This window comes from Ramlibacter sp., from assembly GCF_050250995.1.
Classification (GTDB): Bacteria; Pseudomonadota; Gammaproteobacteria; order Burkholderiales; family Burkholderiaceae_C; genus Ramlibacter.
Map to the genome: position 1 here is coordinate 223,517 of NZ_JBFWNP010000002.1, position 16,995 is coordinate 240,511.

Genomic DNA, 16,995 nt, shown 5'->3' on the forward strand with positions numbered 1-16,995 from the left:
GGGGCGAGCCCCGGAAGTATCGGCACAGGCGGGGCCGCGAGCCATCGTCTTTGCCGACGGTCTTGCATAAGCGATGGTGATTTGTCGGCCGGGGCAGTCGTCCCTAACATCCCCCGGGATGTCCGCAGCCACCGATTTTTCCACCGACGAAGGGTTGCGGCGTGTCGTCGCCGACATGCACATCGTGCCCATGGCGATGTCGCTGATCCACCTGACGGGCGACGAAGCGATCCTGGACCAGGTGCGGCCGTACGTGAACGGCCCCTGGGACTATTCCGAGAAGCTGCCGCCGGAGCTGAAGGCCGAACTGCGCGAGCGCATGCTGCCGGCGCTGAAGGCGCACCTGCGCGACGGCCGGCCGCTGGCGCCGATTTCGCCCGCGCTCATGCTGCGCATGATGAGCGGCGCGGTGGGCGAGGAGGTCGACGCGGAATACGAGCCGATGATCCGCGCGCAGATGGGCCTGGAGGTCGAGGCGCCGGTGGCTTCCGCGGCGCCCGAGCGCGGCGACTTCAAGGTGCTCATCGTGGGCGCCGGGGTCTCGGGCCTGCTCGCCGGCATCAAGCTGAAGGAAGCCGGCATCGCATTCGACATCCTGGAGAAGGACACCGACGTCGGCGGCACCTGGTGGGAGAACCGCTACCCCGGCTGCGCCGTGGACACGCCCAACCATTTCTACCAGTTCACGTTCGAGCCGAACGACGACTGGCCGCACTACTACTCGCGCCGTGCCGACATCCAGCGCTACTTCGCGCACTGCGCCGACAAGTACGGCCTGCGTTCGCACATCCGCTTCGGCCGCGAAGTCGTCGCCGCGACCCTCGACGAAGCGACCGGCGAATGGGAGATCGGGCATCGCGCCTCGCCGGACGGCCCCATCGAAACGACGCGCGCGAACGCCCTCGTCACCGCGGTGGGCCAGCTCAACCGGCCGATGATTCCCGACCTGCCGGGCCTCGAGGATTTCCGCGGCACGGTGGTCCACACCGCCGAATGGCCCGAAGGGTACGACGTCGCCGGCAAGAAGGTCGCGCTGATCGGCTCGGGCGCGAGCGCGATCCAGGTCGGCCCCGCGATCGCATCGACCACCGACAAGCTCACCGTGTTCCAGCGCTCCGGCGCGTGGATCGTGCGCAGCCCCAACATCCACCGCTCGGTCACGGACGAGATGAAGTGGGCGCTGAAGCACGTGCCGCACTTCGCCGCCTGGTACCGCTTCCAGCTGTTCTGGGGCTTCGCGGACGGCCTGTTCCCCGCACTGCGCATCGACCCCGGGTGGAGCGGCCACCCGAGCGCGATCAACGAGAAGAGCGACCGCATCCGCGCCGCCATCACGCGCTACATGGAGCGCGAGCTCGAAGGCCGGGAGGACCTGCTCGCCAAGGTCGTGCCCGACTACCCGCCGTACGGCAAGCGCGTGCTGCAGGACCCGGGCTGGTTCAGGATGCTCAAGCGCGACAACGTCGCGCTCGTGACCGACGGCATCGCGCGCATCGAGCCCGAAGGCATCCGCACGCAGGACGGCGTGCTGCACGAGGTCGACGTCATCGTCATGGCCACGGGCTTCCACGCCGGCAAGATGCTCTGGCCGATGGAGATCACCGGCGCGGGCGGCAAGACCGTGCGCGAGGTGTGGGGCGACAACGACCCGCGCGCCTACCTCGGCATGACCGCGCCCGACTTCCCCAACATGTTCGTGCTGTACGGCCCCAACACCGGGCTGAGCCACGGCGGCAGCTACACCTTCCTCGCCGAGTGCCAGGTGCGCCTGCTCATGGGCTGCCTGACGGCGATGGCGGACCGCGGCGTGCGATCGCTCGCCGTGAAGCGCGACGTGTTCGAGCGCTACAACCGCGACATCGAGGAAGAGCTGAAACATCTCGTGTGGAGCCATCCCCGGGTCCGCACCTGGTACAAGAACGCGAACGGACGCATCATCATCAACAGCCCCTGGCGGCTGCTCGATTACTGGCGCTTCACGCTCGCCCCCGACTTCGCCGATTACGAACTGCAGGAGACATGACCATGCCTTTCCACCCGATCCGCCGCCGCCTCGCCGGCGCCCTCGTCCTTCTCCCCGCGCTGTGCGCCTTCGGCCTGCCGGCCGTGGCGCAGGACAAGTACCCCAGCAAGCCGCTCACGCTCATCGTGCCCTTCGGTCCCGGCTCGGCCACCGATGCGGTGGCGCGCGTCGTCGCCGAGGGCCTCGCGCGCGAACTCGGCCAGCCCGTGGTGCCCACCAACAAGCCGGGCGCCAACGGCATGATCGCGATCCAGACCGCGAAGGCCTCGCCCTCCGACGGCTACAACCTGCTCTTCCTCGCCAACGGCGTCGTGAACGAGCAGGTCATCAAGAAGACCGCGTTCGACATCCGCAAGGACCTCGTGCCCGTGGCGCGCGTCGTGCAGGCGCCGCTGGGCGTCTTCGCGAGCAACCAGGTGCCGGCCAACTCGATGAAGGAACTCGTGGAGTACGCCCGCAAGAACCCGGGCAAGCTGAACTTCGCGAGCGCCGGCGTCGGCTCCATCGCGCACCTCACCACCGAGCGCATCAAGCTGGCCACGAAGACCGACATGGTGCACGTGCCCTACCCCGCCGGCACGGCGCCGATGACGACCGCGCTGATCGCCGGCGACGTCGGCCTGTTCGTCAACGAGATGGGCAGCATGAAGGGCTTCGTCGCGGACAAGCGCGTGAAGGTTCTCGCCACGCTCGCGGACCAGCGCAACCCGATCTACCCCGATGCGCCCTCCGCGCCCGAGACCGGCGTGCCCGAGCTGCGCAACTTCTCCGCCAACTTCTTCTTCGGCATCTTCGTCGAGCCGGCGACGCCGCCGGACCGCGTCGAGCTCCTGAACCGCGCGATCAACAAGGTGCTCACCGAGCCCGCCGTGCGCGACCGCCTCGTCGGCCTCGGCTACAACCCCGCGTCCATCGGCGGCATGACGCCCGTGCAGTTCCGGGGCATGGTGAACGACGAACTCTCCCGCATCGAGGCGGTGGCGCGCGACGCCAAGATCCAGGTGCAATGAGCGAGGGTTCGACCCCGGCCGATCCGGCGCTCGACGATGCGTACCTTGCCGAAGTCCGTGGCCTGATCGGCCGCGGCGTCGGGCAGGCCGGCTTCGACGCCCCGGCCGCCGTGAGCGACGCGGCGATCCGGCGCATGGTCGATGCGGTCGGCGACCGCAATCCGATCTACACCGATGCGAAGGCGGCATCCGCGACGCGGCACGGCGGCATCGTCGCACCGCCCCTGTGGCTTTATAGCTGGATGATGGCGGGGCTCGGCATCGAGTCCGACGAGGCGGTGCTGGCCGACGGCACGCCTCTGTTTCGCGCCGCGCCTGGGGGCCAGAAGCGCTCGCGCCCCGCGGCGCCCACGGTGCGCGACGAAGTCAACGCCGTGCTCGAGTCGCGCGGCTTCGCCTCGCCCGTCGTCACGGACATGTCGTACACCTTCGACCGCTACCTGCGGCCGGGCGAGCTGCCGCGCTTCTCGTCCTGGATCGTCGACGACATCGTCGGGCCGAAGACGACGAAGATCGGCACGGGCTTCTTCGTGTCGCTCCGGCTCGAGGTGTTCGTGGGCGATGAGCGCGTGGCGAGCATGGTGCAGCGCTATCTTCGCGTGAAGCCGCACGCGGCCTCGTCGCCCGCGGGACCGCGCGAGCCCCAGCCCGTGCCCGAGAGCAGCGAACCGGCGATCGCATCGTGGCGCGATGTGTCCGGCGATGCGCCGCGCACGCGCGCGGTCGACACCGTCGCGATCGGCGACACGCTGCCCGGGCTCGTCGTCGACGTCTCGCCCACCCTCGTCATCGCGGGCGCGCTTGCAAGCAACGATTTCCAGGACGTCCACCACGACTTCCTGAAGATCCGCGAGCGCGGGCACCCGACCGTGTTCATGAACATGATGACGATCTCGGGACTGGTCGGCCGCTTCGTCACCGACTGGGCGGGGCCGGACTGCATGATCCGCTCGCACACGCTCAAGCTCGGCCGTCCGAACTATGCGGGCGACAAGCTGCGCCTGTCGGCGACGGTGACGCGCATCGAGGAAAAGGACGGCCAGCGCCTCGTGCATCTCGACTTCCTCGGCCGCAACAGCCTGGGCAAGGCGATCGACGGCGAAGTGGTCGTCGCGTTCTGATCGCACGCCGCCGCACGCGATTCGCGTCGCGGCCGTCGCGGCCTTCTCGGCTGCAGCCTGCTCGACATTTGTCTGCTGCTGTGTCTGCATCGGCCGACAGTCCCTCGGGCTTCGCGCTCCCAGTTCGCACCGCAGGCTCTGCCTACGATGGGGCCTTGCAAACGAACTGGAGATCAAGCACATGAACGAAGAAAAGAAGAAGGACGCCGGCACCGGCGTCGGCATCGTTGCGGGCGCGGCCGCGGGCGGCGTGGCCGGCGGTGCGGCTGCCGGCGCCGCCGTGGGCGGCATGACCGGCCCGGTGGGCGCGGCGGTCGGCGCGGCGGTTGGCGCGGTGGCGGGCGCGGTGCTCGGCCGCAAGGCTGCCGACCCGGTGATCGAAGACAAGTACTGGCGCGACAACTACGCCAGCCGTCCCTATGCGCAGAAGGACGTGACGTTCGACCACTACAGCCCGGCCTATCGCGCCGGCGTGGAGTCGTACTCGCGCAATCCGGGCCGCTCTTGGGACGACGTCGAGCCCGAGCTGAAGCGCGACTGGGCCAGCACCCGCGGCACCTCGTCGCTGGAGTGGGACCGTGCACGGCCCGCCGCCCGCGATGCGTGGGACCGCGTGAGCAACGCCGTCGAGCGCGCGATTCCCGGCGACTCGGACAAGGACGGCCGCTGATCGCTTCGCGATGAGTACCGGCAAAGGCGGCTTCGGCCGCCTTTTTCATTGTGCGGTCCGCGCCTGCGTCCGTCGCACGCGCCGTGAACTCACTCCTCCCTCAGCACCCCATTGATCTCCGCCCCGAAGATCAGCGTGACCGCGCTCGCGTACAGGAACACCAGCGTGGCCACCACGCCGGCAAAGCTGCCGTACAGCAGCGCCAGCTTGCCCACCGTCCGAAACGCGTACGACAGGCCCGCGGCCGCGGCCACCCACATCGCGGCGCCGACCACCGCGCCGGGCAGCACCGTGAGGAAGCGCTGGCGGACGTCCGGCAGCAGCCCGTACAGGAGCGCGTACAGCCCCGTCAGCACGGCGAACGCGATGCCGTAGCGAACGGCGTTGTACAGCCGGACCGTCTGCTCGCCCGCCTCGGCATGGGCAGAAAGCCACTGCCACACGTAGGGCATGACGACGACCGAGCTGAAGGCGACGAGGACGCCGGTGCCGACGACCACGGTGAAGATCGTGACCTTGATGCGCGCCTTCCAGAACGACAGGCCGTGCTCCACGCCGTAGGCGCGATTGAGCGCGGAGCGCGTGGCCTGCATGCCCGAGGACGCCGTCCAGAGCGTCGCAAGCAGCCCGATGGCGAGCAGCGCCTGATTGCGCCGCGCGAGCACTTCATGCACCGCGGGCTTCATCACGTCCTGCACGGCCTGCGGCGCGAAGTCGAGCACGCGCACGGCCAGCGCCGCCGCATCGCCGGGCTCGCCGAGGAAGGCCGCTGCCGCGGAAAGCAGGATCAGCAGCGGAAACATCGCCAGCACGCCCGAGAACGCGAGGCTGCCCGCCGCGTTCGCGCTCTGGTGCGCGATGTAGTTGCGGATCGCGCGCACGAGCACGCGCGCACCGCGTGGCGGTTTCACATTGACCAAATGCATTTGAGACGGTGCCGCGGGAAGTCTTCGACCAACCGGCATTGAACGCGCTATCGGCGCGCCAACCTGTCGATGGGCTGCGTCACACCTTGTAGGACCAATGCCGGTCTTGCTCCACGCTCATCCGACCATCAGCACCATCTTGCCGAAATGCGCATTGAGCGCCATGCGCGCGTACGCAGCTTCCGCTTCGGCCATCGGCTGGACGCTGTCGACGATCGGCCGCAGCGCCCCGGTCGCCAGCGCCGTGCCGAGGCTGGCCTCGAACGCCTGCACGACGGCGACGCGCTGCTCGAGCGTGCGTGTGCGGTTGGTCACCCCCACCATCTCGATGCGCTTGCGCGAGAACTCGTCGATGTTGAACTTCGCCTCGGTGCCCGCGACGCGGCCGGCGCAGACGATGCGCGCGCAGACCGCCGCCGCATCGATGGCCGCGCCGAAGTCCGGCCCGCCGGCATAGTCGATCACGACGTCGACGCCCCGGCCCTCCGTTCGCTCGCGGACAACGGCGGCGATGTCGGCCGAGCGATAGTCGATGGGCACGTCGCAGCCGAGCGAACGCAGGCGCTCGAGCTTCGCCGGCGTGCCGGCCGTCCCGAAGACGATCGACGCGCCGAGGTGGCGCGCGATCTGCACGGTGGCGATGCCGGCGCCCGTGCTGGCGCCCAGGACCAGCACCGACTGGCCTTTCGCGAATCGACCCGCGGTCGCGAGCGCATCGTGCCCGGTGACGAAGGAGATCGGCACCGAAGCCGCGCTTTCCCACGACATGCCGAGCGGTATGCGAAACGCGAAACGATGATCGACGGCGACGCGCTCGGCGAACGCGCTGCCCGCCATCGCCATCACGCGGTCGCCGACGGCGAAGCCGTCGACGTCCGCGCCGACGCTCACCACTTCGCCCGCGAGTTCGAGACCGGCGATCGCCGCGCCCTTCGCGCGCTTCGCGCCCTCGCTCGCCGCGAAGTGAGACGCCGCCCGGCGCAGGTCGGCGCGGTTGAGGCCTGCCGCGCGCACTGCCACCAGCAGTTCGTGCGGCCCCGCCTCGGGGTCGGGCACGTCCTGCCAGTGCAGCTCGCGGCCGGGGCTGGATTCGTCGATGACGATCGCTTTCATTTCGATTCCTTCATGGGTGAGCGGACATCCTGGTCTGTCCGTGAAAACACATCGGCCCGGCAATACCCCACTGGGTTAGAGTCCCGCCATGAACCCGTTCAAGGCGCGCATCGCCCGCAATCCCAAACCCTATGTCGTCGTCGGCAAAGGCATCTTTCTCGTGGGCGCGATCCTGATCCTCGGCGCGGTGTTCGCGCGCGCGGGACTGATGAACGTGAATGCGCAGCGGGCCGAAGCGAAGCAGCCCGTGCTGCGCACGCTGGCCGAGGCTTATCCGCAGTATCCGACCTGGATCGTGCCCGAGGGGCCGGTGGGTTTCACCATCGCCGGCGTGCTCGTGCTCGCCGGCATGGCGCTCGTCGTGCTCGGCACGGACGCGATCAAGCGCGACGAGCTGCGCAAGCCGAAGTGGTGAACGGCGCCGGGCTCACTCGGGCTTGAGGCCCGCTGCCTGCACCACCACCTGCGCCTTTTCCATTTCCTTCTTCAACAGCGCCGAGAGCTCGGCCGGCCCGCCGATCATCGGGTCGAAGCCGGTCGCCTGGATCTTCTGCACCGAGTCGGGGTCCTTGAGCACGACGGCCAGTTCGTCGCTGATCTTCTTGATGGCCGCGGCCGGCGTGCCCACGGGCGCGAAGACGCCGACCCACGCCGAGTATTCGAAACCGGGCAGGCCCGACTCGGCCACCGTGGGAAGGTTCGGCGCGCTCGGCAGCCGCTGCGGGCTCGTCACGCCGATGGAGCGCACCTTGCCCGACTGGATGTGCGGCAGCGAGGTCGCCACCGGCTCGCACACGAGCTGCACCTGGCCGCCGATCAGGTCGGTGATGGACGCGGCCGAGCTCTTGTAGTTCACCATCGTGATGTTCGTCTTGGTGAGATTCTTGAGCATCTCCACGCAGATCTTCGAGCCGCTCGTGCCCGTGCCGTAGTTCAGCGTGCCGGGCTTCGCCTTGGCGAGCGCGATGAATTCCTGCAGGTTGTTCGCGGGGACCGACGGATTGATGATGAAGGTGTTGAACGAATTCTTCACCGCCATCGCCACCGGCGCCAGGTCGTTCAGCGGGTGGAACGGCAGGCTCTTGCGCAGGTAGAAGTTGGCGGCGAGCGTGGTGCTCGAACCGAGCACGAGCGTGTAGCCGTCGGCTGGCGATTTCGCGCCGGCATCGACGCCGATCACGCCTTCGGCGCCGGGCTTGTTCTCCACCACCACGCTCTGGCCGAGGCGCTCGGACAACTTGGTCGCCAGTACGCGGGCCACCGCGTCCGTCGCTCCGCCCGCGCCCAGCGGCACGATCAGCTTGATGGGCTTGGTGGGAAAGGTCTGCGCGTGCGCAGCCGTGAAGCACGCGGCCAGCACGAGGGGAAGCACGGCCCGTGAGGCCAGGTGGAATTTACGCATGTCGGTCTCCTTTGTCTTGAATCAGTTCGCGCAACCGGTGGACCGCGCAGGTCGGCGTGTCCCACACCGGAATCTTGCAGGCCGCCCGCGCGGCGGGCGCGGCGACCGCCATCGAGAATTGCGCAAATGCCAACGCCTCGTAGCGGCCTTCGAGTTCGAGGCAGGCCGCAAGTACCTTCTCGTCGTGGTCCGGCCGCATGAACGCATCGGGCACGAAATGGAATTCCACATTGCCCTTCGCGCCGCGCGCATCCGCCATCGCGATGAATTCTCGTTGCAGCGAAGCGACGGAGGCTTCGAAAGTGACCAACACGGCCACCGGCCCCGGCGTCGCGAGGATGCGCTCGAACAAGGCCTCGTTCGGCGTGAGCACGGGGAACGCATGCCGGCGCTTCACCTGGCCGATGGCGTCCGCGAACGCGGAACAGGTGAAGAGCACGGCATCGGCGCGCGCCGCGGCGCAGTAGTCGCCGATGAGCGCGAAGCGCGGCAGGAAATCGTCGGCGACCCAGCCGGCGTCCGCGTCGGCCGACAGCGATTCGTCGAGGATGTGGAAGGTGCGCGCCTCGGGCCACTCGGCGGCGAAGGCGCGTTCCGCGGGCGGCATCGACACCTGGCCGGCGGAGACGAGATAGATCTTGGGCGGGGCGTTCAAGGTGCGGCGATTGTCCGCCGCACCGGCTCGCGGGCGAAAGCTGGAAAGCCCGACGAACTATCGGCTAGACATCGGAAGTTCCAAGGTCGGCCGGCGCATCGATCGTGCCGCGCACGCGCTGCAGGAGGACGAAACGGTCGAACTCGGCCTGGATGTCCGCGGCCAGCGCCTCGTGGTGCGCGCGAGCGCTGCCGGCCGCGTCGTTCTCCAGCGCCTGCGCCGCGGCCGCGAAGCGGCGCGCGGCCACCATCGCGCCCGCGCCCTTGGCCGAGTGCGCGAGCCGCTCGACGTCGGCCGCGTTCTCCGCCGCCACGGCCGCCTGCAGCTGGCGCAGCAGCTTGGGCGTGAGTTCGACGAAGGAATTCAGGGCGAGCTTGCCGAGCGCCTCGTCGCCGCCGAAGCGTTCGTTGAATTCGCGGTGGTCGAAGACGAGCGGGGACGCGGGCACCGCAGCGGCAGGCGGCGTCGGCGCCGGTGAAGGAACCGGAGAAGGCGCCGGCGAAGGCGCGGCCGACGCCGTGCCCAGCAGCCCCATACCCGAGGTCTGCGCCCAGCTCCCCACCGGATTCGTCCAGCGCTCGAGCGCCTTCGCCAGGTCCTTGGGCATCACCGGCTTGGTGAGGTAGTCGTCCATGCCCGCGGCCAGGCAGCGCTCGCGGTCGCCCTTGATCGCGTTGGCCGTCATGGCGATGATCGCGGCGTGGCAGCCCGACGCGCGCAGACGCCGCGTCGCCTCGTAGCCGTCCATGCGCGGCATGTTGCAGTCCATGAGGATCACGTCGTAGCGGCGCTTCGCGTAGGCCTCGAGCGCGGCGACGCCGTCCTCCGCGACCGTCACGTCCGTCTGTCCGAGCGTCGCGAGGATGCCCTTCGCGACGAGCTGGTTGGTCGTGTTGTCCTCCACGAGCAGGATCGCGAACGGCCCGCTCGCCGGCGCGAGGCCCTGGAACAGCGAGCCCTCGGCGGGCGCCTCGTCGGCCAGCTTGCAGGGCAGCGTCACCGTGAAGAGCGAACCGCGGCCGGGCTCGCTTTCCACCTCGATGCGCCCCCCCATCATCTGCGCGAGCTCCGCGACGATCGCGAGGCCGAGGCCCGTGCCGCCGAACTCGCGCGTGGTCGACGTGTGCGCCTGCGCGAAGCGCTGGAACAGGCGCGAGCGCACCTCCGGCGGAATGCCGATGCCCGTGTCCGCCACGGCGAAGCGCAGCTCGTTCGGCACGCAGCGCACGCTCAGGCCGACCCAGCCCGAGCGCGTGAACTTGAGGGCGTTGCCCAGCAGATTGGTGAGGATCTGGCGCACGCGCGTGGGGTCGCCCATCACGTACTGCGGCGCGGCCGGGTCGAGGTCCACGCGGAACTCCAGACCCTGGTCGCGCGCGCGCAGCTCGAAGATGGCCGCGACCTCGCGCAGCAGCCGCTGCAGGTCGAACGGCACTTCCTCCAGCTCCAGCCGGCCGGCCTCGATCTTGGACATGTCGAGGATGTCGTTGACCAGCGCCATCAGCGTCTGCGCGCTCGCTTCGACCACACCCGCGCGGTGCGCCTGCTGCGCGTCGAGCCCGGAGTCGATCAGCAGCCGCGTCATGCCCACGATGCCGTTGAGCGGGGTGCGGATCTCGTGGCTCATGGTCGCGAGGAACTCGCTCTTGGCCGCATTGGCGCGCTGCGCCTCGTCGCGCGCGGCCATGAGTTCGGTGATGTCGAGCGACATGACGAGGAAGCCCTTCACCTCGCCCTCGGCGATCCGCTCGCCGTCCGGGTCGACACCGCGGTCGGGCACGTAGTGGACGCGCATGGTGCGCAGTTCGCCGTGCGCGCCCTTCTCCCGCCGGTCGATCACCTGCGCCTCGCCCCTGAGCGTCCGGTCGACGGCCTCCCGCCGCGAATTCCAGAAGTCGTTGCCGAAGATTTCGGCCGCTGTCCTGCCGATCACCGCCTCGCGCGGCTTGCGCGCGTACTCGCAGAACTCGCGGTTGGCGAAGAGGCAGCGCATTCCGGCGTCCCAGTACGCCACCCGGCCCGGCAAGGCATCGGTCACGACGCGCGTGAGATGCTCGCTCGCCCGCAGGCCCGCCAGCGTCTGCCGCGCGAGAGCCTGCGCCTGCCGGCGGTTCGCGGCGGCGACGAAGACACCCGTGGCGAGGGCGAGCAGGAGCACCAGTGCGCCGCCCAGCGCGGCGGCCAGGATGTGCTCTTGGGTCATCGGGCAAGTGTATTCGTGCCGGCGCCCGGCGGCCCGCGCATGTATCCGGCGATACAGACATCCGGCCACCGGCTCTGAACACTGGGTTTTTTTCCAACACGAAGCTCGAGGTTCGACCATGGCCAACATGCCCTCCCGCCGCCGCTCCGCCCGCGCCCGATTGCTGGCGGGAGCGGCACTTTGCCTGTCGCTCTTCGCGCTGCCCACCGCGCCGGCCCGCGCCCAGGACTCCGCCTGGGCCGGCGGCGACGCCAATGCGAAGGCGCTCGCCGCCCTCTATGCGGAAGCGCAGCAGGCCAAGCAGGGCAAGGTCGTCGTCTATGGCGGCTATTCGGCGCTCTTCAAGCCGCTGTGGGAGGTGTTCAGCAAGCGCTATCCGGCCGTGGAGATCGTGCCCAACCCGCTGTCCGGCGCGCGCCTGGTCAGCAAGCTGGACGCCGAATTCGCGAGCGGCCAGCACGAGGCCGACATCCTGATGGCGGGCATGACCGAGCTGCTGTCGACCGTGTCGAAGGACCGCGCGCAACCCTTCCGCCCGCCCAACGTCGGCGCCCTGCCCGCGCGCTACGTCGACGGCCAGGGCCGCTTCGTCATCCAGTTCGCCGACGTGTTCGGCATGGTCTACAACACGGCGCAGATGAAGACCGCCGATCTGCCGAAGACGCTCGCCGACCTGGGGGACCCGAAGTACAAGGGCATGGTCATCGACAACCCGCTCGCGGGCGGGTTGACCACGCTGACCTGGATCGAGCTGTACAACAGCGGCAAGCTCGATGGCAAGACGATGAAGGCCCTGCGCGACAACGCCTCGGTGGTGCCGAGCGTGACGCCGTTCTACGCGAACCTGAGCACGGGCTCGATCAAGCTCATTCCCTGGGGCTCGTTCACGCGCTACATCCAGATGAAGGAAGCCGGCGCGCCGGTCGGCTACCACGCCGTGCCCGGCATGGTGGTTCCGCTCTACGGCGGCACGGCCATCCTCAAGGGCGCGCCGAACCCGAAGGCCGCGCAGCTGTTCCAGGCCTGGTTCGTCACGCCCGAGGCGCAGAACGCGCTGATCACGCGCGGCTACAGCTTCCCGCTGCTGCCCGGCGTGAACACGCCCGCGGGCTGGCCGGTGCTGAAGGATCTTGTCGATTCGCTGAAGGTGATCTCCCCGGCCGACTACACGACGGTGCGCGGACGCTTCGAAAGCGCCGTCAAGGACTCCCTGAAGTAAAAGGACGACGACATGCCGCACGCGAACATGGGCCACTGGCGCTCGCTCATCTCGGGCGAGAAGACGGAATACACGCCGTCGCGCTCCGTCGCGGAAATGGTGGAACGCAGGACGCGCGGCGCCAGCATGTTCACGCGGCTGAACGTGAACCTGCCCGACGTCGCGCAAAACCACGAGAAGGTGGTGATGCGCACCTCGGGTCGCTCCACGCCCACCGCCGAGATCTACGTTCCGCACGGCACGGGCCCCTTCCCCGTGCTGCTGCACATCCACGGCGGCGGCTGGTTCACCGGCAGCGCCGAGGGCGAGCGCAAGCTGGCGATGCAGTTCTGCGCCGGCGGCTTCGTCGTGGTGAATCTCGACTACGCGCTCGCGCCCGAGAACCCATACCCCACGGGCCTCGAGGACTGCGTGTACGCCGCGCGCTGGATCGTGAAAAACATCGCGCGCTACGGCGGCGACCCGGATCGCCTGATCATCGGCGGCGGCTCGGCCGGCGGCAACCTGAGCGCCTGCACGGCGCTTGCGCTGCACGGTTCGGACGAGGGCCTCGACGGCGCGGACCTGGCCGGCGTGAAGGTGAAGTTCTCCGGCGCGGTGCTGCAGTTCGGCGTGCTCGACGTGCCGCGCTGGCTGCACGAGCCCCACTACTACGCGGGCGTGTCGGAGATCTTCGTCATCTCCTACCTCGGCATGAACTTCACGGACAAGATCCGGCTGCCGCTCGTGAGCCCCATCCACAACCCGCATCTCGCGAAGATGCCGCCGGTGTACCTGTCGTGCGGCGACGAGGATGCATTCCTCAGCCACACGCTCGCGATGGCGAACGCGCTCACGCTGGTCGACGTGCCGACGACCGTGTCGGTCGTCGAGGGCGCCGACCACGAGTTCCTGAAGATTCCCGACGTGGTGGAGCAAGCCGGACCCGAGCGCGAACGCATCATCGCGTGGATGCACCGGCGAACGAAGCCTCGATGACGGCACCCGGCCCGCGAACGACGCGCGCGGGCGTCGAGGTGGGGGGCACGTTCACCGACCTCGTCGCCTTCGACGGCCAATCCTTGCGGGTCGAGAAGGTGAGCAGCACGACAGCGCAGCCGGAGGCGGCGGTGTTCGATGCGCTGTCGGCCGCTCACCTGTCGCTGGATGCGCTCGACGATCTGGTGCATGGGTCCACCGTCGCGACCAATGCCGTGCTGGAGCGGCGCGGCGCGCGCACGGCCTTCGTCACCACGGCGGGTTTTCGCGACCTGCTTCAGTTGCAGCGACACGACCGGCGCAACGTCTACGAGCTCGCGTATCGCGCGCCGCTGCCCCTGGTGGCGCGGGAGCACTGCCACGAGGTGCGCGAGCGGATGCTCGCGGACGGAACGGTCGCGCTCTCGCTCGATGAAGACGACGTCCTTCGCCGCCTGGTGCCCGCGCTGCGCGCGAGCGGGTGCGAGGCCGTGGCGATCTGCCTGCTGAATGCGCATGTGGCGCCACGCCACGAGCAGCGCGTAAGCGCCCTGCTGCGCGAGCATCTGCCCGGCGTGTTCGTCACCGCGTCGCACGAGGTCGCCCGCGAGATTCGCGAATACGAACGCGCATCGACGACGGCGATGGCCGCGTACGTGCAGCCGGTGATCGACCGCTACCTCGGCGGCCTCGAAGCGCGCCTTGCCGCCGACGGCTTTCGCGGCCTGCTGACGGTGATGCAGTCCAACGGCGGCCGGCTGCACGCGGGCGCCATGCGCCGCAATGCGGTCACGGCGATGTATTCCGGGCCGGCCGCGGGCGTGATCGGCGCGGTGCATCAGGCCTCGCTCTCGGGCTTCGAGAACCTCGTCACCTTCGATATGGGCGGCACGAGCACCGACGTGAGCCTCGTGCAGCAGGGGCGTCCCACCCTTGCCGCGGCCAGCGAAGTCGATGGCCTTCCCGTTCGCACGCCCGTGCTCGACATCGTGACGGTCGGCGCGGGCGGCGGCAGCATCGTCGAGCTCGACGAGGGCGGCATGCTGCAGGTGGGGCCGCGCAGTTCGGGCGCGCAGCCCGGTCCCGCCTGTTACGGGCGCGGAGGCGACCAACCGACGGTGACGGATGCGCACGTGCTGAGCGGCGCGCTGCAGCCGGACATGTTCCTCGGGGGTCGCATGGCGCTCGATGCGGATGCCGCGCGAAACGCTTTTGCCTCGCTGGCCGAGCGCTTCGGCAGCACGCCCGAGGCCGTGGCCGCCGATGCGCTGAAGCTCGCCGACGCGAGCATCGTGCGCGCGATCCAGCTCGTGTCGACGCAGCGCGGCCTCGATCCGCGCGACTTCGTGCTCGTGCCGTATGGCGGGGCGGGGCCGCTGCATGCCGCTTCCGTTGCCGCCGATCTCGGCATCCGCACGATCGTGGTCCCGCCGAATCCCGGCGTGATGTCGGCGTTCGGCCTGCTTGCCGCGCCGGTCGCGCGCCATCTTGCGCGCACGGTGCATCGTCCACTGGACGCGTCCGCCGCTGCCATCCTGCGCGGCATGCGCGACGCGATGCGCGAGGAGGTCGATGCTTCCCTGCGCGAACTGGGACTGGACGAAGCGCCGCGCCATACGCTCGCGCTCGACCTGCGGTTCGTCGGGCAGGGATTCGAAGTCGGCGTGGAGGTGGACGCTTCGGTGCTCGACGGGGCCGACGGTTGCGCATCGGCTGCCGCGCTCGAATCGCTGTTCCTCGCCGCCTACGAGCGCATCTACCAGCAGCGCCTGCCCGCCGGCCGGCCGATCGAGGTCATGGCGATGCGCGTGGCCGGCCTCATCGCGCCGGCGTCCGTGCCCCGCCTCGTCGAGGCGCCGCAGGCACAGGCGCGCATCGAATCGCGCGAGGTGTGGATCGATGGCGAGCGCGTGCGCACGCGCTTCGCGCCGGTGGGCAGCCTGCGCGTCGGCGAGCCGGACACGGGGCCGCTCGTCCTGCAAAGCAACACGTCGACCATCGTCGTGCCCGCGGGCTGGTCGGTGTTTCGCGACGTTCACGAGAACCTCATCCTGCGCAGGGCCGTGTCATGACCCCGATGTCGATATCCCGCACGCTCATCGGCCAGATGCTGATCGCGGCGGCGCAGGAAATGAGCGCCAAGCTGATGCAGTCGGCGTTCTCGCCGATCCTGCGCGAAGCGCGCGACGGTTCCTGCGCGCTCCTCGACCGCGAGGGCAACGTCGTCGCGCAAGCGGAGTCGATCCCGATCCAGCTCGGGTCGCTGAGCGCGGCGGCGAAGCCGTGCCTGGCGAAGTTCCCCATCGACACGCTGGGGCCGGACGACTTCCTCATCGTCAATGATCCCTTCCACGGCGGGCAGCATCTGCACGACGTGTTCATCTTCAGTCCGATCCACGTCGACGGACACGTGCTCGGCATCGCGGCGAGCGTGGCGCACCACGTCGACGTGGGCGGCACGCCGAGCACGTCGGCGGCCGACATGCACGAGGAAGGCCTCGTGATCCCGCCGACGAGGGTCGACATCCGCCGCGACTGGCGTGGCGGCATGTTCGAGTCGCTGCTGCGCGCCAACGTGCGGCTGGCCGACGCCATGGTGGGCGACATCGACGCGCAGCTCGCCGCGAACGCGGTGGGTGAAATGCGTGTGCGCGCGCTGGCCGGCAAGCACGGCGCGGAAGCGGTCACGGATGCGATGGCTTCGCTCATCGACTATTCGGAGCGTCGGTTGCGCGCCGCGATCGCGGCCTTGCCCGATGGCACGTGGCGCGGCGAAGCGGTGCTCGACGACGATGGCGTGTCGCCCGATCCGCTCGTGGTGCGCGCATCCGTCACCATCGCGGGCGACCAGGTGCGTGTGGATTTCGCGGGCACGTGCGAGCAGGCGCCGCGCAACCTGAACAATCCGTTCGCCTCCACCGTGGCGGCCGCGGTGAGCTGCCTGAAGTCGATCCTGACCGATGCATCGATCCCGTACAACGAAGGCGTGGCGCGGCCCATCGAGGTCGTCGCGCCGCTCGGCTGCCTGCTGAATCCGCGGCCCGGCGCGCCCACGCGTTCGCGCATGCAGGCGTCGTATCGCGCGTTCAACGCCGTCATGGGCGCGATGGCGCAGGCCGCGCCCGAGCGCGCCATCGCGCAGGGTTTCGACACGACCACGGGCATCCTGTTTTCGCAGCGCGGCCCCGCCGGCTATCGCGTGTCGGTCGAAGTGTTCGGCGGCGGGTATGGCGCGTCGTCGAAGGCCGATGGCTGCGACGCCGTGGACTCGCCCTTGTCGAACTGCGCGAACACGCCCGTCGAGGCGATGGATGCGGGCTTCCCCTTCATCCGGCTCACGCGCTATGCGCTGGCGCCCGACTCGTTCGGCGAAGGCGCGCAGCGGGGCGGCGCCGGCTTCGTGCGCAGCTACGAGGTGCTGGGCGACGGGGTGACGCTGGTCCTGTTCGGCGACCGCTTCAAGTTCGCCGCGAAGGGCCTGTTCGGCGGCGCCGACGGCCAGCCGGGACGGTGCATCGTGCATCGCGACGGCGAGTCGATGGCGCTCGCGGCGAAGTCGACGACGCCGCTGCGGCGCGGGGATCGGGTGGATCTGCACCTCGGTGGAGGTGGTGGGTATGGGGACCCGGCGCTTCGGGATGCGGAGGCGGTGCATGCGGATCTGCGCAGCGGCTTGCTGACGACGCGATAGCGCTA

The 16,995-nt window shown here is 69.5% G+C and carries 14 protein-coding genes; 9 read left to right on the forward strand and 5 right to left on the reverse strand.

Annotated elements, in window-relative coordinates; translation table 11 throughout:
• The first annotated feature begins 118 nt into the window (after positions 1-118).
• The 4 genes from AB7E83_RS02975 to AB7E83_RS02990 all read left to right on the forward strand — a co-directional run bounded on the left by AB7E83_RS02975 (position 119) and on the right by AB7E83_RS02990 (position 4,824).
• Positions 119-2,023: a flavin-containing monooxygenase gene (locus tag AB7E83_RS02975; RefSeq protein WP_428565255.1), complete on the forward strand. Its 1,905-nt coding sequence runs from the start codon at positions 119-121 to the stop codon at positions 2,021-2,023.
• Positions 2,024-2,025: 2 nt separating this feature from the next.
• Positions 2,026-3,033 (forward strand): Bug family tripartite tricarboxylate transporter substrate binding protein, encoded by a 1,008-nt coding sequence (locus AB7E83_RS02980; protein ID WP_428565257.1) that lies wholly within the window; start codon positions 2,026-2,028, stop codon positions 3,031-3,033.
• Positions 3,030-4,154: an FAS1-like dehydratase domain-containing protein gene (locus AB7E83_RS02985; RefSeq protein ID WP_428565259.1), complete on the forward strand. Its 1,125-nt coding sequence runs from the start codon at positions 3,030-3,032 to the stop codon at positions 4,152-4,154. Before AB7E83_RS02980 ends, AB7E83_RS02985 begins: the two co-directional genes overlap by 4 nt.
• A gap of 181 nt (positions 4,155-4,335) precedes the next feature.
• Positions 4,336-4,824 carry a glycine zipper domain-containing protein gene (locus tag AB7E83_RS02990; RefSeq protein ID WP_428565261.1) on the forward strand — a complete coding sequence of 163 codons (489 nt, stop codon included), beginning with the start codon at positions 4,336-4,338 and terminating at the stop codon, positions 4,822-4,824.
• Between the two features lie 89 nt (positions 4,825-4,913).
• Here the strand turns inward: AB7E83_RS02990 and AB7E83_RS02995 are convergent, their stop codons facing one another.
• Positions 4,914-5,735 carry a YihY/virulence factor BrkB family protein gene (locus AB7E83_RS02995; RefSeq protein WP_428565262.1) on the reverse strand — a complete coding sequence of 274 codons (822 nt, stop codon included), beginning with the start codon at positions 5,733-5,735 and terminating at the stop codon, positions 4,914-4,916.
• Positions 5,736-5,867: 132 nt separating this feature from the next.
• Positions 5,868-6,863, reverse strand: a complete 996-nt coding sequence (locus AB7E83_RS03000; RefSeq protein WP_428565264.1) for a zinc-binding dehydrogenase — start codon at positions 6,861-6,863, stop codon at positions 5,868-5,870.
• A gap of 88 nt (positions 6,864-6,951) precedes the next feature.
• Here AB7E83_RS03000 and AB7E83_RS03005 point away from each other — a divergent pair, with 88 nt between their 5' ends.
• Positions 6,952-7,278 carry a hypothetical protein gene (locus AB7E83_RS03005; protein WP_428565266.1) on the forward strand — a complete coding sequence of 109 codons (327 nt, stop codon included), beginning with the start codon at positions 6,952-6,954 and terminating at the stop codon, positions 7,276-7,278.
• A gap of 12 nt (positions 7,279-7,290) precedes the next feature.
• Here the strand turns inward: AB7E83_RS03005 and AB7E83_RS03010 are convergent, their stop codons facing one another.
• From AB7E83_RS03010 to AB7E83_RS03020, 3 genes are all read right to left on the reverse strand, one after another.
• Positions 7,291-8,265: a Bug family tripartite tricarboxylate transporter substrate binding protein gene (locus AB7E83_RS03010; RefSeq protein WP_428565268.1), complete on the reverse strand. Its 975-nt coding sequence runs from the start codon at positions 8,263-8,265 to the stop codon at positions 7,291-7,293.
• The gene (locus AB7E83_RS03015) at positions 8,258-8,920 is read right to left on the reverse strand and encodes a hypothetical protein (protein ID WP_428565270.1); all 663 of its coding nucleotides are present in this window, start codon (positions 8,918-8,920) and stop codon (positions 8,258-8,260) included. Before AB7E83_RS03015 ends, AB7E83_RS03010 begins: the two co-directional genes overlap by 8 nt.
• Positions 8,921-8,984: 64 nt before the next feature.
• A complete protein-coding gene (locus AB7E83_RS03020; RefSeq protein WP_428565272.1) occupies positions 8,985-11,123 on the reverse strand; it encodes an ATP-binding protein in 2,139 nt (712 codons plus the stop codon).
• 118 nt (positions 11,124-11,241) lie between these two features.
• On the opposite strand from AB7E83_RS03020, the gene AB7E83_RS03025 reads away from it, so the two are divergent.
• The 4 genes from AB7E83_RS03025 to AB7E83_RS03040 are packed head-to-tail and all read left to right on the forward strand — an operon-like array spanning position 11,242 to position 16,990.
• On the forward strand, positions 11,242-12,342 hold the full coding sequence (locus AB7E83_RS03025; RefSeq protein WP_428565274.1) for an ABC transporter substrate-binding protein: 1,101 nt from the start codon (positions 11,242-11,244) through the stop codon (positions 12,340-12,342).
• 12 nt (positions 12,343-12,354) lie between these two features.
• Positions 12,355-13,320 carry an alpha/beta hydrolase gene (locus tag AB7E83_RS03030; protein ID WP_428565276.1) on the forward strand — a complete coding sequence of 322 codons (966 nt, stop codon included), beginning with the start codon at positions 12,355-12,357 and terminating at the stop codon, positions 13,318-13,320.
• The gene (locus AB7E83_RS03035) at positions 13,317-15,371 is read left to right on the forward strand and encodes a hydantoinase/oxoprolinase family protein (protein WP_428565278.1); all 2,055 of its coding nucleotides are present in this window, start codon (positions 13,317-13,319) and stop codon (positions 15,369-15,371) included. The genes AB7E83_RS03030 and AB7E83_RS03035 overlap by 4 nt, the downstream gene beginning before the upstream one ends.
• Entirely contained in the window at positions 15,368-16,990 is a 1,623-nt protein-coding gene (locus tag AB7E83_RS03040) for a hydantoinase B/oxoprolinase family protein (protein WP_428565279.1), read from the forward strand. Before AB7E83_RS03035 ends, AB7E83_RS03040 begins: the two co-directional genes overlap by 4 nt.
• The last annotated feature ends 5 nt before the right edge of the window (positions 16,991-16,995 follow it).

Coding starts and splice junctions, on each gene's coding strand:
- AB7E83_RS03035 (WP_428565278.1), top strand. CDS start 13,317: ATGACGGCACCCGGCCCGCGAACGACGCGCGCGGGCGTCGAGGTGGGG.
- AB7E83_RS03040 (WP_428565279.1), top strand. CDS start 15,368: ATGACCCCGATGTCGATATCCCGCACGCTCATCGGCCAGATGCTGATC.
- AB7E83_RS02975 (WP_428565255.1), top strand. CDS start 119: ATGTCCGCAGCCACCGATTTTTCCACCGACGAAGGGTTGCGGCGTGTC.
- AB7E83_RS03005 (WP_428565266.1), top strand. CDS start 6,952: ATGAACCCGTTCAAGGCGCGCATCGCCCGCAATCCCAAACCCTATGTC.
- AB7E83_RS02990 (WP_428565261.1), top strand. CDS start 4,336: ATGAACGAAGAAAAGAAGAAGGACGCCGGCACCGGCGTCGGCATCGTT.
- AB7E83_RS03030 (WP_428565276.1), top strand. CDS start 12,355: ATGCCGCACGCGAACATGGGCCACTGGCGCTCGCTCATCTCGGGCGAG.
- AB7E83_RS03010 (WP_428565268.1), bottom strand. CDS start 8,265: ATGCGTAAATTCCACCTGGCCTCACGGGCCGTGCTTCCCCTCGTGCTG.
- AB7E83_RS03025 (WP_428565274.1), top strand. CDS start 11,242: ATGGCCAACATGCCCTCCCGCCGCCGCTCCGCCCGCGCCCGATTGCTG.
- AB7E83_RS02980 (WP_428565257.1), top strand. CDS start 2,026: ATGCCTTTCCACCCGATCCGCCGCCGCCTCGCCGGCGCCCTCGTCCTT.
- AB7E83_RS03020 (WP_428565272.1), bottom strand. CDS start 11,123: ATGACCCAAGAGCACATCCTGGCCGCCGCGCTGGGCGGCGCACTGGTG.
- AB7E83_RS03000 (WP_428565264.1), bottom strand. CDS start 6,863: ATGAAAGCGATCGTCATCGACGAATCCAGCCCCGGCCGCGAGCTGCAC.
- AB7E83_RS02985 (WP_428565259.1), top strand. CDS start 3,030: ATGAGCGAGGGTTCGACCCCGGCCGATCCGGCGCTCGACGATGCGTAC.